Source organism: Anabaena sp. TISTR 8404 (genome assembly GCF_056847745.1).
The window spans coordinates 5,827,029-5,845,186 of record NZ_CP180578.1 but is presented as its reverse complement, the minus strand read 5'-3'; the positions used below and the strand labels follow the sequence as shown (position 1 = coordinate 5,845,186).

The 18,158-nt window shown below is 41.1% G+C and carries 15 protein-coding genes and 2 pseudogenes; 4 read left to right on the top strand and 13 right to left on the bottom strand.

Annotated features, from left to right (window positions below; translation table 11 throughout):
• Positions 1-161: 161 nt before the first annotated feature.
• The 6 genes from ACMX3D_RS25465 to ACMX3D_RS25440 form a co-directional block, all read right to left on the bottom strand.
• The gene (locus ACMX3D_RS25465) at positions 162-2,006 is read right to left on the bottom strand and encodes an ATP-dependent nuclease (RefSeq protein WP_482748570.1); all 1,845 of its coding nucleotides are present in this window, start codon (positions 2,004-2,006) and stop codon (positions 162-164) included.
• 147 nt (positions 2,007-2,153) lie between these two features.
• Positions 2,154-3,125 carry a malate dehydrogenase gene (gene mdh, locus ACMX3D_RS25460; RefSeq protein ID WP_482748569.1) on the bottom strand — a complete coding sequence of 324 codons (972 nt, stop codon included), beginning with the start codon at positions 3,123-3,125 and terminating at the stop codon, positions 2,154-2,156.
• Between the two features lie 338 nt (positions 3,126-3,463).
• Positions 3,464-3,679 (bottom strand): NAD(P)H-quinone oxidoreductase subunit O, encoded by a 216-nt coding sequence (ndhO, locus tag ACMX3D_RS25455; RefSeq protein ID WP_482748568.1) that lies wholly within the window; start codon positions 3,677-3,679, stop codon positions 3,464-3,466.
• 184 nt (positions 3,680-3,863) lie between these two features.
• Positions 3,864-4,700, bottom strand: a complete 837-nt coding sequence (locus ACMX3D_RS25450; RefSeq protein ID WP_482748567.1) for a DNA-formamidopyrimidine glycosylase — start codon at positions 4,698-4,700, stop codon at positions 3,864-3,866.
• Between the two features lie 239 nt (positions 4,701-4,939).
• On the bottom strand, positions 4,940-5,152 hold the full coding sequence (locus tag ACMX3D_RS25445; protein ID WP_015111814.1) for a photosystem I reaction center subunit IV: 213 nt from the start codon (positions 5,150-5,152) through the stop codon (positions 4,940-4,942).
• A 295-nt stretch (positions 5,153-5,447) separates the two neighbouring features.
• On the bottom strand, positions 5,448-6,032 hold the full coding sequence (locus ACMX3D_RS25440) for a PAP/fibrillin family protein (RefSeq protein ID WP_482748566.1): 585 nt from the start codon (positions 6,030-6,032) through the stop codon (positions 5,448-5,450).
• A gap of 252 nt (positions 6,033-6,284) precedes the next feature.
• On the opposite strand from ACMX3D_RS25440, the gene ACMX3D_RS25435 reads away from it, so the two are divergent.
• Positions 6,285-6,527, top strand: a complete 243-nt coding sequence (locus tag ACMX3D_RS25435) for a DUF3134 domain-containing protein (protein ID WP_482748565.1) — start codon at positions 6,285-6,287, stop codon at positions 6,525-6,527.
• A gap of 78 nt (positions 6,528-6,605) precedes the next feature.
• Complete coding sequence (gene mraY, locus ACMX3D_RS25430) at positions 6,606-7,712, top strand: phospho-N-acetylmuramoyl-pentapeptide-transferase (protein ID WP_482748564.1); 1,107 nt, start codon at positions 6,606-6,608, stop codon at positions 7,710-7,712.
• A 130-nt stretch (positions 7,713-7,842) separates the two neighbouring features.
• Here the strand turns inward: mraY and ACMX3D_RS25425 are convergent.
• Together ACMX3D_RS25425 and ACMX3D_RS25420 are read right to left on the bottom strand one after the other, a co-directional pair.
• Positions 7,843-8,374: pseudogene (locus ACMX3D_RS25425) on the bottom strand (DnaJ C-terminal domain-containing protein); the annotation flags it as partial.
• Between the two features lie 170 nt (positions 8,375-8,544).
• Positions 8,545-9,138 carry a hypothetical protein gene (locus tag ACMX3D_RS25420; RefSeq protein WP_482748563.1) on the bottom strand — a complete coding sequence of 198 codons (594 nt, stop codon included), beginning with the start codon at positions 9,136-9,138 and terminating at the stop codon, positions 8,545-8,547.
• A 172-nt stretch (positions 9,139-9,310) separates the two neighbouring features.
• On the opposite strand from ACMX3D_RS25420, the gene ACMX3D_RS25415 reads away from it, so the two are divergent.
• Both ACMX3D_RS25415 and ACMX3D_RS25410 read left to right on the top strand, forming a co-directional pair.
• Positions 9,311-11,413 (top strand): S8 family serine peptidase, encoded by a 2,103-nt coding sequence (locus tag ACMX3D_RS25415; protein ID WP_482748562.1) that lies wholly within the window; start codon positions 9,311-9,313, stop codon positions 11,411-11,413.
• 365 nt (positions 11,414-11,778) lie between these two features.
• Complete coding sequence (locus ACMX3D_RS25410; RefSeq protein WP_482748561.1) at positions 11,779-12,420, top strand: hypothetical protein; 642 nt, start codon at positions 11,779-11,781, stop codon at positions 12,418-12,420.
• A gap of 238 nt (positions 12,421-12,658) precedes the next feature.
• Here ACMX3D_RS25410 and ACMX3D_RS25405 read toward each other — a convergent pair whose 3' ends face one another.
• The 5 genes and pseudogenes from ACMX3D_RS25405 to ACMX3D_RS25385 all read right to left on the bottom strand — a co-directional run bounded on the left by ACMX3D_RS25405 (position 12,659) and on the right by ACMX3D_RS25385 (position 18,046).
• On the bottom strand, positions 12,659-13,453 hold the full coding sequence (locus ACMX3D_RS25405; protein ID WP_482748560.1) for a lysophospholipid acyltransferase family protein: 795 nt from the start codon (positions 13,451-13,453) through the stop codon (positions 12,659-12,661).
• 85 nt (positions 13,454-13,538) lie between these two features.
• The gene (gene tadA, locus ACMX3D_RS25400) at positions 13,539-14,051 is read right to left on the bottom strand and encodes a tRNA adenosine(34) deaminase TadA (protein ID WP_482752426.1); all 513 of its coding nucleotides are present in this window, start codon (positions 14,049-14,051) and stop codon (positions 13,539-13,541) included.
• A gap of 121 nt (positions 14,052-14,172) precedes the next feature.
• Positions 14,173-16,593, bottom strand: coding sequence for a CHAT domain-containing protein (locus ACMX3D_RS25395; protein WP_482752425.1), 2,421 nt, complete (start codon positions 16,591-16,593; stop codon positions 14,173-14,175).
• A pseudogene (locus ACMX3D_RS25390) lies at positions 16,582-17,394 on the bottom strand (tetratricopeptide repeat protein); the annotation flags it as partial. The pseudogene ACMX3D_RS25390 and the gene ACMX3D_RS25395, both read right to left, overlap by 12 nt.
• A 100-nt stretch (positions 17,395-17,494) precedes the next feature.
• Positions 17,495-18,046, bottom strand: a complete 552-nt coding sequence (locus ACMX3D_RS25385) for a hypothetical protein (RefSeq protein WP_482748559.1) — start codon at positions 18,044-18,046, stop codon at positions 17,495-17,497.
• Between the last annotated feature and the right edge of the window lie 112 nt (positions 18,047-18,158).

Sequence of the window (18,158 nt, the reverse complement as noted above, 5' to 3'; positions counted from 1 at the left end):
GATAAGTTGTGTAATAACAAAAAATAAATAAATTTCATGTTAAAATGAGGAAATGACTCAAATAATTATTTAGTTTTTGATTTTAATTCGCATTGATAGAGAAAATTATAACCCCAACTTCTCAAAGAAGTCGGGGTTATTTTTGTTGACACATATAGTTATCAAGATAATACTTTCTCTAACAGTTCAGATAACTCAGAAAGTTGCTCAGGAGCGTTATCTACTAACCACTGGGTAAGCTTGAAAGAATGTGTTGTCTTTGAAAAGACTAATCGTGTTTCACAAAAATATTCAAATAACTTTTTCAGAAGATTAGCGCTATCAACCTTGGATAACCATTCATTATCTGAAATTGTCTCAGTTTCTAAACCTTTTGGAAGATAAGCATTTTCTTGCTTCTTCTTTTCGAGCCATTGCTCAATCTTTACTACAGTAATTGGTACGTCTCGATTTTTATCAGCCTCATTGATAACTGCTGCGATCGCCTCTGGATAAAGTAGATAATTCTCATACATACGTCGAGGTAGAAATTCTACAGGGTTTTGACTTCTTCTCTTCAAGTCCTGTATTTTCGTTTCTGATTTTCCCTCACTATCAAATATAAATCCGATAGCTGGTGGAAATAAACTGGCTCCACCACTGAGCTTATCGTATATTTCAAAGATAATCTCAGCTCGTTTACCATCTAAATCACCAGTATTCTTAACCGAGAGAATTGTAGTACCTCTCAATGGCTTCTTCGCAACTTTCTGTAGTATTAGTGGGAAACATCTTTCTTCAGTTGGGCCTTCTACCCAGAGAATATTATCAGCACCAAATACATCTGATAAATTGGCCCCAACCTCTGCTAGAAGAGACCGTTGTTCTGTTGTCTCTTTTGCATCTAATTCTGAGGCTTTTGTTTCACTATCTTCATAGCGTAATATCACAATTTTAGAAGGATTAGCGGCAGAGATAATTGTAGGTGAATGAGTAGCTATAAAATATTGATGTTGTGGAAAGTCTTTTAAAATTTCAATAAGTTTTTTTGCTGCTCCAGGATGTAAAAATGATTGTGGTTCATCAATGATAATAGTTCTTGGATCTTGTGAGTTAAGAACTACATAAAGAATAGCCAAGACTTGACCAATCCCAGTCCCACATGATGATAGTGGAAAAGCTAAATCATCCCTTTCTGTTGAAGTATCTATATGCCAGACCATAATTTCAACCTGATTATTAGGTCTAGGTTGAAGAGCAATTCTTTTAATCTGAGGCAAAATTACAGATACAAGTTTATTAAATCTTTCAAAACGGCTGGGATTACTTCCTTGCAACACACCTAGAACTTCAGCCAGGTTAGAAGCATTTTGATTTAATTCAGAATTATATCCAACACTGCAAATTCCAACATTTAAGCGTTCAGCATAGAATCTATAAATTTTAGGTTTGATAACATTTAATATATTGAAAGCTAGATTATCATTCAAATTATTATTAGGAAATGAACCATAATAATCAAAAGGACTATCTATGGTATTTTTTATGGACATTAAAAGAAGTGGAATTTGTGGTTCATATATCCCAAAAGTTAAGTCGCTACTCGTTTCATATGTTTCCCAAAAGGTATTTCTGTTTGTTATGGATAAATTCAACTCTACAGGATGAGGAGAATTTATCCAGTCTTGGAATTTATAAGCAGTTTCATGTTCTGTAATAGTATGCTGTGCTGGATGCGGAACCTTAATTGGATACGTCATTAAATCTAAAAGAGATATAAATTCATCTTTGTTTATGAAAAATGAAACTCTAGCCCATGATTTTTCCTTTAACACTGAAGATTTTGTAGGTAATGTTTTAATACTCTTATGTGGAGTATGCTCGAAGTTAAGTGTTAAAGCTTCCAGCAGTGCTGTCTTACCTGCATTATTTTGACCAACAATAATATTTATACTCGGAGTAAATTTTAATAGTCCTGAATCTATAAAAGATTTATAGTGAAAGACTTGAAATTTAGAGATATACATATGATATAAACCAGTGTAAATTATGAGGAAGTTATTGCCTAAAAATAACTAAGATATATAAATTAGTATACATAATTTTAACATATATAAAATAGCTCCTCTTGTTCAAGGAACAAAGGATTTAACATATAATTAATAAATAAGATTTTAATTCATCAAGCTACGAGTTAAAATTTCTTGCGATCGCTCGATATTTTTCCGCACAGATTGAGCAGAAGTATGCAAAGCTTCTCTTTCACTATCACTTAAATTTAATTCCAAAATACTTTCAATACCACTGCAACCTAAGCGACAAGGCACACCAATTACCACATCATCTAAACCGTATTCACCTTTTAAATAAGTTGCTATTGGTAACAAGCGTGATTGATTTAATAATATTGATTCCACCATCACACTTGTTGCAGAAGCAGGAGCAAAAAATGCACCACCTGTCTGCATTAATTCCACAATTTCTGCGCCACCGTTGCGGGTTCTTTCTATTAAACGATCAATTGTCGGCGCGTCTAATAATTCTGTGATGGGAATGCCGTTAACTGTGGCATAACGTGATAGCGGAACCATTAAATCGCCATGACTACCTAACACCATCGCTTTCACATCCGCAGGTAAAACGCCCAATTCTAAAGCGATGAAAGTTTCAAAGCGGGCTGAGTCTAAAACGCCAGCCATACCCATGATGCGATCGCGTGGTAAACCTGTAGCTTGCCAAGCTAAATAAGTCATCACATCTAAAGGGTTAGTGACAACAATAAAAATAGCATTGGGAGAATGAGCGATCGCATTTTTCGCTGCTTCGACTACTATCTTGGCGTTGGTTCTCAGCAAATCATCCCGACTCATCCCTGGTTTACGCGGAAGTCCAGCAGTAATCACGACAATTTCGGAACCAGCCGTATCAGGATAATTATTTGTGCCAATAATCTGACGGTTATGCAGTTCTATTCCTCTAGCTTCCAATAAATCCAAAGCCAATCCTTGCGGCATACCCTCAATGATATCGAGTAACACCACATCTGCTAAATTTTTCTCAGCAATACGTTGGGCGAGAGTGCTACCAACTCTACCAGCACCAACGATGGTGACGCGCGGTAAATGGCAAGAGATATGGGTAGACATAATTAATTCCTAATCCGTCATTTAGGTTTTAGCACTCATTAGGCTAGTAAAACTTGGGGATCACTACTATATATATAGTGAAGAAATGCGATCGCCACTTGTAACTAAAAAGGTGGGCAATGCCCACCTATAATTGTGATTTATGAAAAGCTTCTCAACCACATCCTTTAGTCTGAGGATGAGAAGCTGACTTTGATTAACCTCTCCCCAACCCCTCTCCGACGCGGAAAGGGGCAGACATCTTTCACGTTTTCAACGAAAAAATAAAGCTTTTAAAGCCTCTCTCCCTGTGGGGGAGAGGTTTGGAGAGGGGTTTTTGATATTCGTCGAACTTACGTTTACTTAAATGCTTCTAGTTGATCTAAGCGTAACCAAATATTTGGGGTGGGTACTTGTCCGAACTTCACAAAGGCGTAATCACCTTTAATGTCTACCACTTCACCCTGACTTTCAAACAAGTAAGCTGGAAAACGTGTATCACTGGCTTTTGCTTCGACACTATTTTCTAGCTTTTCGCGGATAGCGCGAACTATGTCTCCTTTTTTGACTGGCATAAATTCCCCTCTCAAGGTTGCAGATTGTCTCATAGAGGATTTTAGCTTGCACCAATATGCCAAATCTCAGAGCGATCGCTTTTACACATTGAATTTATCCATTGGAATTTATATGAAATATTAATAACTCCCCTCTGACTGTTCAGATCACCGACTTCTTGAAGAAGTCGGTGATCTAAATCTACTAACGCTGACACTGCGGACAAAAATGACTAGAACGCCCAGCCAATCGAATTCGCTGGATAACGTTACTACAAACTCGGCAAGGTTCCCCAGCGCGGTTGTAAACCCAGGCGACACCACCATAGTTACCGTTGATCCCCTTAACGTTGAGGAAGTTACTAAAAGTTGTACCGCCAGCTGCAATGCTGGTTTCTAATACTTCAATGATGACTTGGCGTAACTGTTCAATTTGCTCTGATTTTAAATCTGTACACAGAGTTTCTGGTAACACACCACATTTAAATAAAGCTTCATCGGCATAGATGTTACCTAATCCCGCTACTACAGATTGATCTAACAATGCCGTTTTAATGGGACGACGGCGTTTTTGCAGTTTAGCGGCGAGATACTCGACAGTGAATTCTGGTGAAAATGGGTCTGCGGCTAGTTTTGCTAAACCAGTCATTACACTTTCTACCGCAACTTTTGGAGGAACCCACCATATTTGACCAAAGGTGCGTTGGTCAACAAAGCGCAATTCCTGTTGATCCCCAAAAAATATTCTGACTCGTGTGTGTTTGTGCAATGGTTCATCACGATGCAGCCATAATAATTGACCAGTCATCCGCAGATGCACACCCAGGTAGCCAGCAGCAGGCGATAGTTCAGCTAGGAGATATTTACCACGACGGTGCCAAGTCGTAATGGCACTGTCTTTAATTCCATGAATAAACTCGTCAACAGAAAACGGGTAGGCGATGGTGCGATTTAGCAACACATCTCCACCCGTAATGTTTTGATTCAGGGTCAATTGATTTAGACCCCGGCGGACTGTTTCAACTTCAGGCAGTTCAGGCATTGGAACTGATAAGTAAGCAATTTATCTAGGGGTCAGGAAAGATGAGAGGAAGTACTGTACGCACCTATCGGTGGATATCCATTCTCTCGACAAGAAACCGTAAATACCCGCAGGGCAGTTTCTATTACTTAGAGTAGGCTGAGAGGAAGCATGAAAGAATTGAAACTTTACGCTTCGTTCTACATACTTAAAGCTTCCCTTCATCATCCCATTAAAGAATCCCCTTTTGGCTTTGCTGCTTATTTTTTGGCTTTAGCCTTGGGTGCTTCAGTTTCGACTAATTCATCTAAGGCAAAGTTATTGGTATTGATACCAGAGTAATTTACCTTATCAAAACGGACGATGACTGGGTATTTGATGCCGCTTTGATCGATAGAAGCCACGGTGCCGACATCTTGGAACCAGTAGGATTCTGGGCGGAGAATACGTACTTTAGAACCACGTTGAACCATGATTATCTTCCCTTTTAGTTATCAATTGCCGATATATAGGGCTATTTGATTTCACTCTACAACCTGAAGGTCGCTGCTAGAGGGTTTGTTAAGTTATTTGTCATTAGTCATTGGTCAATGGTCAATAGTCAATAGTCAATAGTTGTCATCCCCTGCACTGCTGCACCCTGCTTTATCTCTACCTCACGTTAGGTTCTAAGAGAAAGGCACATACCTAAAATAGGGTCAGACCCTACTTGACAAAGCGTACATGATGGAATAATTTCGTTCGCAAATACACAATTTAAGGAAAAACTTATGTTCTACTTAAAACAAACACACTACCCTCGTTACCCCTGCCAATTCGGAGATCGTCATCTAGATAAGTAATGTCTAACCAGCCTTGTTGGTTTTCGCTATTGATAGGCACGTCAATTCCCGTAAACTTTTTACCTGATTCAATTTGGTGGATAAAATTTTCTGGAGAATTGTAGTTAATTAGACGTTGCAAACTGACGATAGATCGATTAAATTTTACCTGGACACGACGACCGGACACTGGATCAAATTTGGCTGCGACGCTGACTAAGCCTTCGAGATAAGGTAAGCCATAAATTTCAGCAATATTGTAAACGCTGGTAGTTTCTACCCGAATACACTGATAAATTTGACCAAGTTTACATAAAGGTAAACGATCTAGGTTTAAAAGAGCTTTGCTAGTGGTATAAAGTAATCGCCAATTGCCATTCAGCAAGTTACCAGCTTCCACTGGACGTGGTGTTGGATTGAGGTCTTCTAAATTGGCGATCGCAGCTAAAATCGCTTGTTTCTGTGGCTCAGTAGCCAGTAAACCGCGATTTGTTGGAGCGATCGCATTGATTAAAGCCGCCTTTCCCATCATGGTTTATTACCCTCAAATCAAGAATGTGCAAAATTCATCCACCTTAGGTTCAATATTGCTGCCCTATGAAGAAAGCTTTAAAAACTACTAAGAATTTATTTCTATCTGTATTACCAGTATTAAATAAAATATTTTTGCTAACTTACGGATTTCAGCAGGCAACACTTGAATCAATAAATAACTAAATTATTACGTTTCAAGTGATAGACTGCTTAATGTCTGGTAACATAAACACTTTGTTTCTCCGTCGATATGTTGAATTCTCCCTTACGTGAAGAACCCCGCAACCAACGCGCTGCTGTAATTCCATTAAAACAAGAGTCCTCTCTTTTAGACTGGTTGCAATCCCACGGTCGTCTGATAGCGCGTGATGTGCATGAACCTGATTTTTCTGAGGAAGAAAACGAAGAAATCTCAGATTTTCTCGGTGGAGAAGACGGCATTGCTGACTACCTTGATGATGATGACGACGATATAACTATTGACGAAGATTAGCCTTCTGGGGCTAGGGACTTGGTGATAGCTGTCGTCCCTGTAGTTAAATTTTGTAGTGTGGAGTGAAGGGAAGATCCTGTGGACGCTAAATTATCTCCTAACCAAGGATTCAATATTGTTTCTGGTATCGGACTTGCTTCTACCCTAGCCATCGGGCTAGGTGTAGCAGCAGTAATTTGTGATTGGATGGGCAACAGATTGCCTTGGCAAGGTATGTCACTCACCATGCCTTTGTTGTTGTGTGCGGTGATTTCGGCTGCTGTGGGCTATGTAGTAGTACCTCTATTACAAGCACTCAAAACTGGCCAAATTATCCGCGAAGATGGCCCCCAAGCGCATCTCAAAAAAGCAGGCACACCAACAATGGGAGGGATATTCTTCATCCCTGTTGCTGCGATCGTTGCCTGTATAATGTCTAATTTTGCCACAGAGGTTGTTGCTGTCTCCGCATTAACCCTCAGCTATGGCTTTATTGGTTGGATTGATGACTGGCAAATTCTCCGCCGGAAATCAAATAAAGGTATTTCTCCCAAAATGAAACTAGCTTTGCAAATTGGTTTTGCAGCGCTGTTTTGTGTATGGTTAATGTTTAATCAACCTTCTAATATTACAAATATTGCTTTGCCTTGGGTGAGCTTTGCACTGCCTTTAGGTTTCCTGTTTTGGCCGTTGGCAGGGTTTGTGCTGGTGGCAGAGAGTAATGCAACTAATTTAACTGACGGGATTGATGGACTGGCTGGTGGAACTGTAGCGATCGCACTTCTCGCTTTAGGTGCTGTAGTTGCCCCAACTTCCCTACCATTGATGGTTTTCTGTGCAGCTTTAAGCGGCAGTTGCTTGGGTTTCTTAGCACACAACCGCAACCCAGCCCGCGTATTCATGGGTGATACTGGTTCTTTAGCCTTGGGTGGCGCGTTAGCTGCTGTGGCACTGTTAACTAACAGCTTGGTAGCATTATTTATTCTCAGCGGTATCTTCTTTGTTGAAACTTTGTCTGTAATGGCGCAAGTTGCTTATTACAAAGCGACAAAAGGCCCCGATGGTAAAGGCAAACGGTTGTTTAGAATGGCTCCTTTACATCATCATTTAGAGTTAGGCGGCTGGTCAGAATTACAAGTTGTAGCGGTATTTTATGTAATAGCTGCAATGTTAGCCGTAATTTGTTTAGCGATCGCACCCTTCTAAAAATTGTTGAAAAACTGATTTAATAAAAAGAACCCTCGAAACTTCGAGGGTTTTTTATTGTGCATAAAAATTTTCAGCTTTTAACAATAACTGTTACCAAATGGTCGCCTCGACTAGCGGGATTTCCTCAGCGAGGCACACCGCGGTTTTTCAGCTTCATAATCCTATTAGGCCGGGTTTTGGGTGGAATAATAAGTTATACTAGCCCATCTATTGTGTTGACTTTTAAACGGCATCCAGGTGTGCTTGCTGCTGGTCAATTATGATTTCTGAGAGGATGTTAATGCCATCTCGCTTGAACTCCTCATCCTCATTCACAAACAAGTAGATGTACAAATCACCAGGAGTAACACCACGTTGACCAGCATCTCCTTGTTGGGCTATCCGCAAACGCGTACCAGTGTCTACTCCAGATGGAATCTCTATTTTGAGTTTCTTAGTGACTTGATTTCTACCTTTCCCATTGCAAAAGTCACATTCTTCTCCTATTACTTTGCCAGTACCTTCACAAGCTGTACAAGTGAGATGATAATGACCTGATTGAGTGCCAGATCCTTTACAGACTTTACAGGTTTCTAAATGAGAAATGCGAATTTCTTTTTCGCCACCAAATATCGCTTCTCGGAAGTCTAGTTTAAATCTAATCGTAAATCATCTCCTCTAGTTCTATCTCTTATTGTTTTTTCTTCTCCTAAAGTAACAAAAGCGGTCTAACTAACTTCACAATCTATTTTATTCGGCTGTGTTGACGATTTTTTTGCTTTAACTCCCCCTAATTACAAAAAACCTACACCTGTCAGGGGGAGCAGAGCAAATGACAAATGAGCAAGATTTATTTTTGAGAAGTTGAACCGCTACCACCTTGTCTTGGGTAGGGAGTATCAACAAAACCTAATTCAAATAACTGTTGATATGCTTTTTTGCCTAAATCTCGTGTGGGGTTTTGACTTTTAACAATTTGAATTAATAATGGTACGGCTAATTCTGGCTGGTTTTGGGCGCGATGTACCAGTGCTAACTGATAAGTGGCTTCATCTCGTTTTTGGGCAGTTAATAAAGCTTTTTGACGTTGAGAGTCAGATACTCTCAGGTCAATACCAGAAAAGCTAGAGTTTAGTTCTTGATAAAAATTAGATAGCTGATTATAAACTTGCCGTGCTTCTTGAAGTTTTTTGGCAGCTAAGGTGTAGTTTTGGGCGGAAACAGCTGCTTCTGCCTCTTTCATCAGTCGCTCTCCTCCCTCAATGCTTAACAGGCTATTGTTTTGGGTAGCAGGACGGAGATTATTGGGAGCATTGGGGTCAATGGGCTGTGCTTGTTGGCTGTAAAGTTGTACCTGAGCATTTGCAGGTGATAGCAAACTCAAGATGGCGATGACTGATAAGGAACTGAGGCCAATTAAAGGCGCAGTTGCAGCTATTTTCATGGATTAAACGGGTGCGACAAATATATACAAATACTAAGGGAAACTTTGGGTATCTTAACTTTGTTTTCGTTTTAAACAAAACACAGCTATATACTTGGTTTCTTTGTTTTAGACTGAAAATCGGTTTAATAGAGTTCCCAGTGCCTCTGTATACTAATTACCATCGTCCATTATGAGCGATCGCATCAATTCCTCTGATCTTCCAACCACAGGTGTACCAGCAAGCAATTTGGGAGTTGTTTTGCAACGCGGTGGTGAAGAATTAGTGTTAGAAAAAGCTATCGACCGTTTCACCATCCGCCCAGCTACCGATTTTACACCTCAACAATTATCTCAGGTAAGTTGGGGCATTTGGCAGCGAAGTATTCCCCAAGCACAACTAGAATTATTTACGGTTGCACCCGACCAATTACAGGCGGCGATGGCTCAAGCACGCGCAGCAGAAAATGTAGCTTTTGCCAGTCATGTTTACACTATCAAAAGTAATCCTGGCACTTTTGTTTACTTGAGCGACCAAATTACCATTCAATTTGTAGCCGACGTAGAAGCCACCAGAATTAATGCAATAGCCAGCACCTACAGTTTAATTCAAGATAAACCTGTTCTGGGTATACCTAACACTTTCGTATTTTTAGTTAGCAAACAAGCAACAGAAAACCCGATTAAAATTACTAACCAACTGCAAGGATTAAAAGAAGTTTTAGCTGCTGAACCTAACATTATTATTAACAGTGAGACACACTATAAACCCCGCGATGTGCTTTATACACAACAGTGGTACTTAAACCATAATGGCGGTGAGGAATTAGTGTTAGGTTCTCATATCTCTGTAGAAAAAGCTTGGGATATTACTCGTGGTGTACGTTCGGTAGTTGTGGCGGTGGTAGATGATTCTTTTGATTTGAATCATCCTGATTTTCAAGGTTCAGGTAAAGTTGTCGCCCCCAGAGATTTAAAACAAAATGATTTTTTACCTTTACCTGATGCTAAGGAAACTAGCCACGGGACAGCCTGTGCCGGGGTAGCGGTTGCAGAAGAAAATGGTGCAGGGATTGTTGGGGTTGCCCCTGGTTGTGCATTCATGCCCATTAGGACTACTGGCTATTTGGATGATGAATCTGTTGAGCAAATTTTTAATTGGGCAATTGACAAGGGTGCGAGTGTAATTTCTTGCAGTTGGGGAGCTTCGGCTGTTTACTTTCCCTTGTCGTTGCGCCAACGGGCTGCTATTACCCGTGCGGCGACCAAAGGACGTAATGGTAAAGGTTGCGTGATTTTATTTGCTGCTGGTAATGCTAACCGTCCCGTTAATGGGACTGTTGTGGAGCAGAATTGGCCTAATAAAATTTTACAAGGAAAAACTGAATGGCTCAGTGGTTTTGCGGTACATCCTGATGTGATGGCGATCGCTGCTTCTACTAGTATGAATCGAAAAGCGGCTTACAGTAATTGGGGCGATAGTATTGCTTTGTGTGCGCCCAGTAATAATGCGCCACCAGGAATGTCATTTCCAGAAAAGGGTTATGTGTACACTCAACCTGCGATCGCTTCTTATCTTAGCGGACGAGGTGTATTCACCACAGACCAATTAGGAGCCGCAGGCTACGACAAAGGCGATTTTACTAGTAACTTTGGTGGGACTTCTAGCGCTACACCCGTGGTTGCAGGGGTAGCGGCTTTAGTTTTATCGGCAAATCCTGATTTAACTGCCCAACAAGTTAAACGCATTTTACAAGAAACTGCCGATAAAATAGTTGACCCTAATGCTGACCCCCAATTAGGGTTAAAGGGCGGGACATACGATGGTAATGGTCATTCTCCCTGGTTTGGTTATGGCAAAGTCAACGCAGCTAAAGCTGTGCAAACAGCCAAGCAAATGCGAGAAACTGCATCACCGATTAGTCAACAATTGCGGCTAAGCAATACCAACTCCGTAGAAATTCCAGATAACAATCGCCAGGGAGTAAAAAGTGCGATCGCAATTACCCAATCTATCGGTGTTAGAGATATTCAAGTCAGTGTAAATATCAGTCACGAGTTTTTAGGTGATTTAGAAATTTATTTAATAGCACCGAATAATCAGCAAATTTTGTTACAAAGCCGCACTTTAGGCAGACGTACTAACTTGCAGACGAGTTATACTGTGCGATCGCATCCAGCCCTCAAACAGTTGTTATCTTTATCTGGTCAAGGACGTTGGCAATTATGGCTGATAGATTCTGCACCGCAAGACACAGGCAGATTAAATAGTTGGGAATTAGTCATTGGTTATTAATCAACGATTAGTTAATGTTTAGCGCTAAAGCGCAACTACAAGCCAAATACGAAGGACGCACAAGTCACAGAAAAATTAGATTTCCTGGAGATTTTTACGTAAGTTCTGAGTTCTATTAACTACAAAATTTTTACTGGAAATTTGAGCTAAAACAAGCTAATAAAGCGTGGTACATCTCCAAAATATTCGTAATGGCATTAATTTTGGAGCGCATTCTACGTCACACAAATAACATAGATTTTCATCAATACCCTTAAAGGTATGTTGAGAGATTTATAAATTTTCCGCAAACCCAAATATTTTAGTTGAGAGTTTTATGTGAAAAAGTTATGTTGATACATAAAGAAATTAAGGAGAAATACTGAATGATTAAAGCACTTCCACTTTTTGCCTCCTTAGCAATGGTTACTTTCAGTGGTGGTTCAGCTTTAGGGTTTACCTTAGTTGGGTCAGAGCTTAGACTTCGTACTGAGGCACAATCAACTTCAACAAGTCAACTATTTGTGACTTCATTTCCCGCATCTGCGATTATTAGCGAATCAACTGTGGAGTTCCCCAATGTAGCTAGTTTGTTTGACCCAAGTACAGGTGTTCCTCCAGGATTTGCTAGATCTCTTGTAGATGTTTCGATCGATGCTGGTGCGGATTACTTAGCTATTGACTTTGATAACGCAGGATTTAATAGATTTGCAACTGGGTTTCAGAATACTTATGTGTTTACATTCACTGCACCCACAGCTTTGCAAATTACAGATGTTTTGATAGACCCACAAACTACATTAGGTCTAACCGCCGATCGAGTCTCCTTTAACGGAAATGAATTGTTTGTAAATGTCCAAGGGCTGCCCTTTAATCCCAATTCATTTGCCCGTATCAATTTAAGTGGTACTACAGGTACTACAGTTCCACCAGTTCCCGAACCTAGCTTTATGTCTTCGCTGGGCATCGTGGCATTGGCTGGAACTATTCTCAAACGGCGTGCCAAGAAGCGTAAAGCTCTTCAATAGTTTGAGCAAGCTTGAGCAATGGGATGCTGCCAGAGCAATGGGCGGCTGATTGTCTTCATCGCTAGACTACCAACGCTTTTGGTAGTCTGGCACAGGATTAGGATTAGCGATCGCCCATCAAATTGTGATAGAAAATCATGCTGGGGGATCAAAGTAAATTCAAATGTGGGGCAAGGAACATTATTGACAATCAGCTTGCCTGTAAAAGTTTAAAACCCTGTGACTGTGGACAGATTCACTATTGACCATTGACCACTTGCCCTGAGCGTAGCCGAAGGGTTGACCATTGGCCGTCTGTAACTTCTGATTCTTGATGATTTAAGTTTTGCAATGTCTTTGCTAAATCTTCTGTGAGGCGTTTAGCATTTTGTTTTACTGTGCCATTGGTATATTCAGCAACATTAATTGCGTTGCCAATGTTAATACTCACATCTGTACCCCAGTTAGGATAGGGTTCGCTGTAATTAATGCTCATCGGTACAATTTTTACCCCTAGCCCTGGGTAGTTTAGTTCAGCACTCAAGGACAGACGAGCAATTCCTGGTTTTAAAGAATGAACCTCGCCATCACGAAAAATGCCGCCTTCAGGAAAAATTACCAAAGTTTTTCCTTCCTGAAGTAAGGAAACCCCGTGACGTAAAGTAGAAATTGTCGGGTGTTTAGGATCTACCGGAAACCCACCTAAGCGACGCACGAACCAGCCTTGTAGCCCTTGACATTCGCTAATAGTTACCATGAACCGCAAATTTGCACCGATAATCTTAGAAGTAGCATAAGGTACAAGCAAGGCATCCCAACGCGCCCGGTGAGTAGGTGCGAGGATAATAGGCCCTGTTTTGGGAAGATTTTGTTGCCCAGTGATTGTAATTCTGCCAAAAAATAAAGGTAAAACTAAATGCCGTCCCAAGAGATACGCCATCGGCCCTAATAAAGGAGAAACTTGTGAGGTTGCATCAGCCACCTGATGATTTACTACATTCTTTAGTATTGGCTTTGGCTCGTACGTATCTTTGGAAAAGTCAGATTTTATCATGTCGGTAGCTGCGAATTGCCCAGTACAAGGTAACGAAATAGTTATTAGTTCAACCGTAGATTCTCTTTTATAAATTGTGTAGTTGTTATTGGACAGTTTTACTGCTGTCTGTAGTTTTTTGTTGAAGTCTGCGAGTAGCAAACCAAGCTTGCAAATGTTGCCGACAAGCTGATTCTAGAATGCCTCCCAGGACTTGCAGACGATGATTAGAAGCAGCACTATCGGGTATGTTAAGAACAGTCCGAATTGCGCCAGTTTTTGTATCGTCCACTCCGTATACAAGCATTCCTAACCGTGATTGCACGATCGCACCGGCACACATCGGACAAGGTTCTAAAGTTACATATAAAATACAATCATGCAGTCGCCAGCTGTGTAATGTTTGAGATGCGGCTTTAATCGCTACAATTTCCGCGTGGGCTGTCGGGTCTTTGTCCCGCTCTTTGCGGTTTCCGCCCTCAGCAATCAATTTTCCCTTGGTATCAACAATGACAGCACCAACAGGAATTTCACCTGCATCTCCTGCGGTTTGTGCTATTTCTAAAGCACGACTCATCCATTGTCGGTGTGTCCAATATTCGGGCGATTCTATTAACATATCAAATCTAGTTTGACGGTTTGATGGATGCGATCGCTTTTTGTTTGTATTGTTGAGTCTTGATAATTTTAGACTATTCTTCAAAAAACAGAAAATGTAGAGACGTTGCATTGCAACGTCTCTACCAACGCAACGGTGTCCAATTACCAGAAGGGACAAACGCCGCCCAATATTGCGGATGCTGATAGTCTTGACTATTAAGCAAATCCAACTGTGCAGCACGTAAAGCCTCATGTCTTCCCTTACCAGCCTGCAAATTCTGGTAATACTTCACCATCAATTCTTTTGTTGCTTCATCATCCACTCGCCACAGACTTAATACCTGGCTTTGCGAACCAGCCATTACCAAAGCGCGACGCAAACCATAAACACCATCACCAACTTTCACATCACCATTACCAGTATCACAAGCAGACAGCACAACTAATTGATTAGAACGCAAATCTAAACCAGCCACCTCCAACGCCGTCAACACACCATCATCATTGTTATTTGGGGCTTGCTTACGTTGATTAAACCCAGCCAAGGCTAAACCAGAACGCAACAACGGATTTTCCACTTCTATAACTTCTTTTGGACGTGGTGTTAGTTCTAAATCTAGTGAAGCGTTGAGATTTTGTTCTACATCGGTAATGAAGAAACCGTGAGTCGCCAAGTGTAGAATACTAGGACTTTGTAGTTGTTTAACAGCCGTTTCCGTTGCATCTTTACCTAACAGTAACTTGGCATTTGGTAAAACCTTTTTAATCGCTGCTGCTTCCTCTTTAGTATTCTCTAATGGTAGAAATTCCAAAGTCGCCAACTCACCAGAACGGCGATTTTGGGAACCGCGTACACCAGATGGTTTTGCAGAGGCTATAGTTTGGGTTTGGTTGTTGTAGTCAATATCTGCCAACACCACAGGCACAGAAGCATTGTTAATATTGGATTGTAACCGCAACAAATCCCGCCCACTGGTGAGGTAAGAAAAAGCATAATTTTGAATGAGAAATTTATCTTGCTCATCTTTTAATGCTTCAAAGGGAATTAATGTTAATTGCCCATCGGGCGAAATTAAAATATGACGTGTATCACCCAACAAAGGGCGAATGGGTGCGATTAATTTCTCATCTAAAGTGCGGGCGAGTTTTTTAAATGGTCTTCCAGTAGCTAACTCTGCTCTAAAATCTATGGCTAACTTATCAATTTCTGCCGCTTCACCTAAATCAACCCACTTTGGTTCACCAGAAGAACGCAACACCGCCGCTGCATAACGAGGTTTACCGAATTTTTGAGCATCTGTTTTGGCTTTGGCGTTGAATGGTTCATACTGGACAATTTCTACCAAGGCTGCATCTTGAGGTATTTTAGTTTGGATTGCAGCTAACTCTACTGGTTGGGTTTGCTGACGAAACTCAGAGCTTTTACTACTAATTGCGGCTTCTAATTTTTCTCTTTGTGCTTCGAGTTGTTCTAGTTGAGTTTTGGGGTTAGCAGCTTGTTTTTCTGGCTGAGAGTAGATTAATGTTGAGAGTTGCTGTTGTACTTGCAGCCATTGAGCGAATAATTTTTGAGTTTCAGGATTTTTGTCGAGTTGAGCGCGTAAAATTTGGATGCTGTCGGCTATGGCATCTAACACCAGCCCTTTACGGCGAAGTACAGTAGTTAATGCTAGAGATGCAGCTGCTGGATTATTCCGAGCTTCTTGTAGTGATAGGGAAACAGTAGCATTGGTTGTACCTGAAAAAGTTCTAATGTAATCCTGTTTTCTTTGTTCCGAGCCAACAGCAAAAATCAAATTGAGATTTTGTGTTTCAACTTCTAACCCACGCCGTGAGAAATCAACAGCACGAGTGATATCCCCCTGTGCTTGATACAGTGCAGCCAAATTATTCAAGCTTTGGGTGATATCGGGGTGTTTTTTACCCAGCACCTTCTTTTGGATATTCAGAGCGCGGAGATGCAATGGTTCTGCTTGTTGATATTTCTCCTGTGCCTGATACAGTAGAGCCAAATTATTTAAGCTAGTGGCGACAAGGGGATGTTCCTGTCCCAGTACTTTCTCTAAAATAGCCAGAGCGCGGAGAAGCAACGGATCTGCCTGTTGATAATTTCCCTGTGCGCGATATATTGCTGCCAAATTATTCAAGCTTTTAGCGACATCAGGATGTTCCTTACCCAGCACTTTCTCTCTAATAGCCAAAGAGCGGAGATACAAAGGTTCCACCTGTTGATAATTTCCCTGTACTTGATACAGTATTGCCAAGTTATTTAAGCTTTGGGCGACATCAGGATGTTCCTTACCCAGCACCTTTTCTAAAATAGCCAGGGAGCGAAAATACAGTGATTCCGCTTGTTGATAGTTTCCCAGTTCTCGATATAATTCTGCCAAATTATTCAAGCTTTTAGCGACATCAGGATGTTCCTTACCCAGCACTTTCTCTCTAATAGCCAAAGAGCGGAGATACAAAGGTTCCGCCTGTTGATATTTTCCCTGTAACTGATACAGTATTGCCAAGTTATTTAAGCTTTGGGCGACATCAGGATGTTCTCTACTTAGCACCTTTTCTAAAATAGCCAGGGAGCGGAGATAGAGTGATTCCGCCTGTTGATAGTTTCCCAGTTCTCGATATAATTCTGCCAAGTTATTTAAGCTTTTAGCGATATCAGGATGTTCCTTACCCAGCACTTTCTCTCTAATAGCCAAAGAGCGGAGATACAAAGGTTCCGCCTGTTGATATTTTCCCTGTAACTGATACAGTATTGCCAAGTTATTTAAGCTTTGGGCGACATCAGGATGTTCTCTACTTAGCACCTTCTCTTGAATCGCCAGAGCGCGGAGATATAATGGTTCCGCCTTTTGATAGTTCCCCTGTTCTCGATATAATTCTGCCAAGTTATTCAAACTTTGGGCGACATCAGGATGTTCCTTACCCAGCACCTTCTCTTGAATCGCCAAAGCGCGGAGATATAATAATTCCGCTTGTTGATATTTCTTTTGTAAGCTATACAGTGCAGCCAAAATATTTAAGCTTGTGGCGACATTGGGGTGTTCTTTACCTAGCACTTTCTCCCTAATAGCCAGGGAGCGGAGATACAACCCTTCGGCTTGTCAATAATTCCCCTGTGCATAATACAGTACAGCCAAATTATTCAAGCTATTGGCGACATCAGGATGTTCTTTCCCCAGCACTTTCTCTCGGATAGCCAGGGAGCGCTCTGCTAAAGGGATAGCTGCACTGTATTTCCCTTCTTGATATAACTTGAGTATCTGTTGATTCAGTTCATCAGCTTCCTTTAAAGCTGCTTGTTGCTCTGGTGAATATGCAGGGGTTTGCTGTTGCGCTATTCCTGCGACTGGCATACTCAAAACTAACCCTGTTGTCATTGCACCCGCTACCATCCAAGGTACAAGACACATACCCGCAGTATTAATAGCGCTGAATAATTTTTTCACAGTCAACTTACAAGCTTATAGGTTTGGCTATGAAATAAATCATGCCGGACTCAGCACTTTTCGCAAAGCAGTTGTCAAAAAACTCAAAAACTCTCTTCTTTCTCTCCGCGCCTTTGCGCACGCCAGTCGCCTCAACGGGGGGAACCCCCGCACAGCGCTGGCTCCTCTGCGTGAGAAAATTCAACCTCCCACAACACCCAACGCAGAAAATTTCTTGACACTTCCACCTCAAAGTCTCAACGTTTACCCTCAGAACTTCAAAGTTCAAGCAAAAAGCCTCAACGTTTACCCTCTGAACCTCAATGTTCAAGCAAAAAGGCTCAACGTTTACCTTCTGAACCTCAATGTTCAAGCAAAAAGCCTTAACGTTTACCCTCTGAACCTCAATGTTCGAGTAAAAAGGCTCAACGTTTACCTTCTGAACTTCAATGTTCGAGTAAAAAGGCTCAACGTTTACCCTCTGAACCTCAATGTTCGAGCAAAAAGGCTGAAACTTCGCCTTCAGAACTCGAATTTTTATTGTTTGAACAGCAAATGTTGGGTTGCATTGTCGCTTCACCCTCTCCCCAAGCTGGATTTTTCGTTTTTATGCGTAAGTCATATAAAAAACAAAAAAAGGGCGGGTAATTTCCCCACCCTATCAAATTAAAAGCATATGTTGGCTGTTGCGA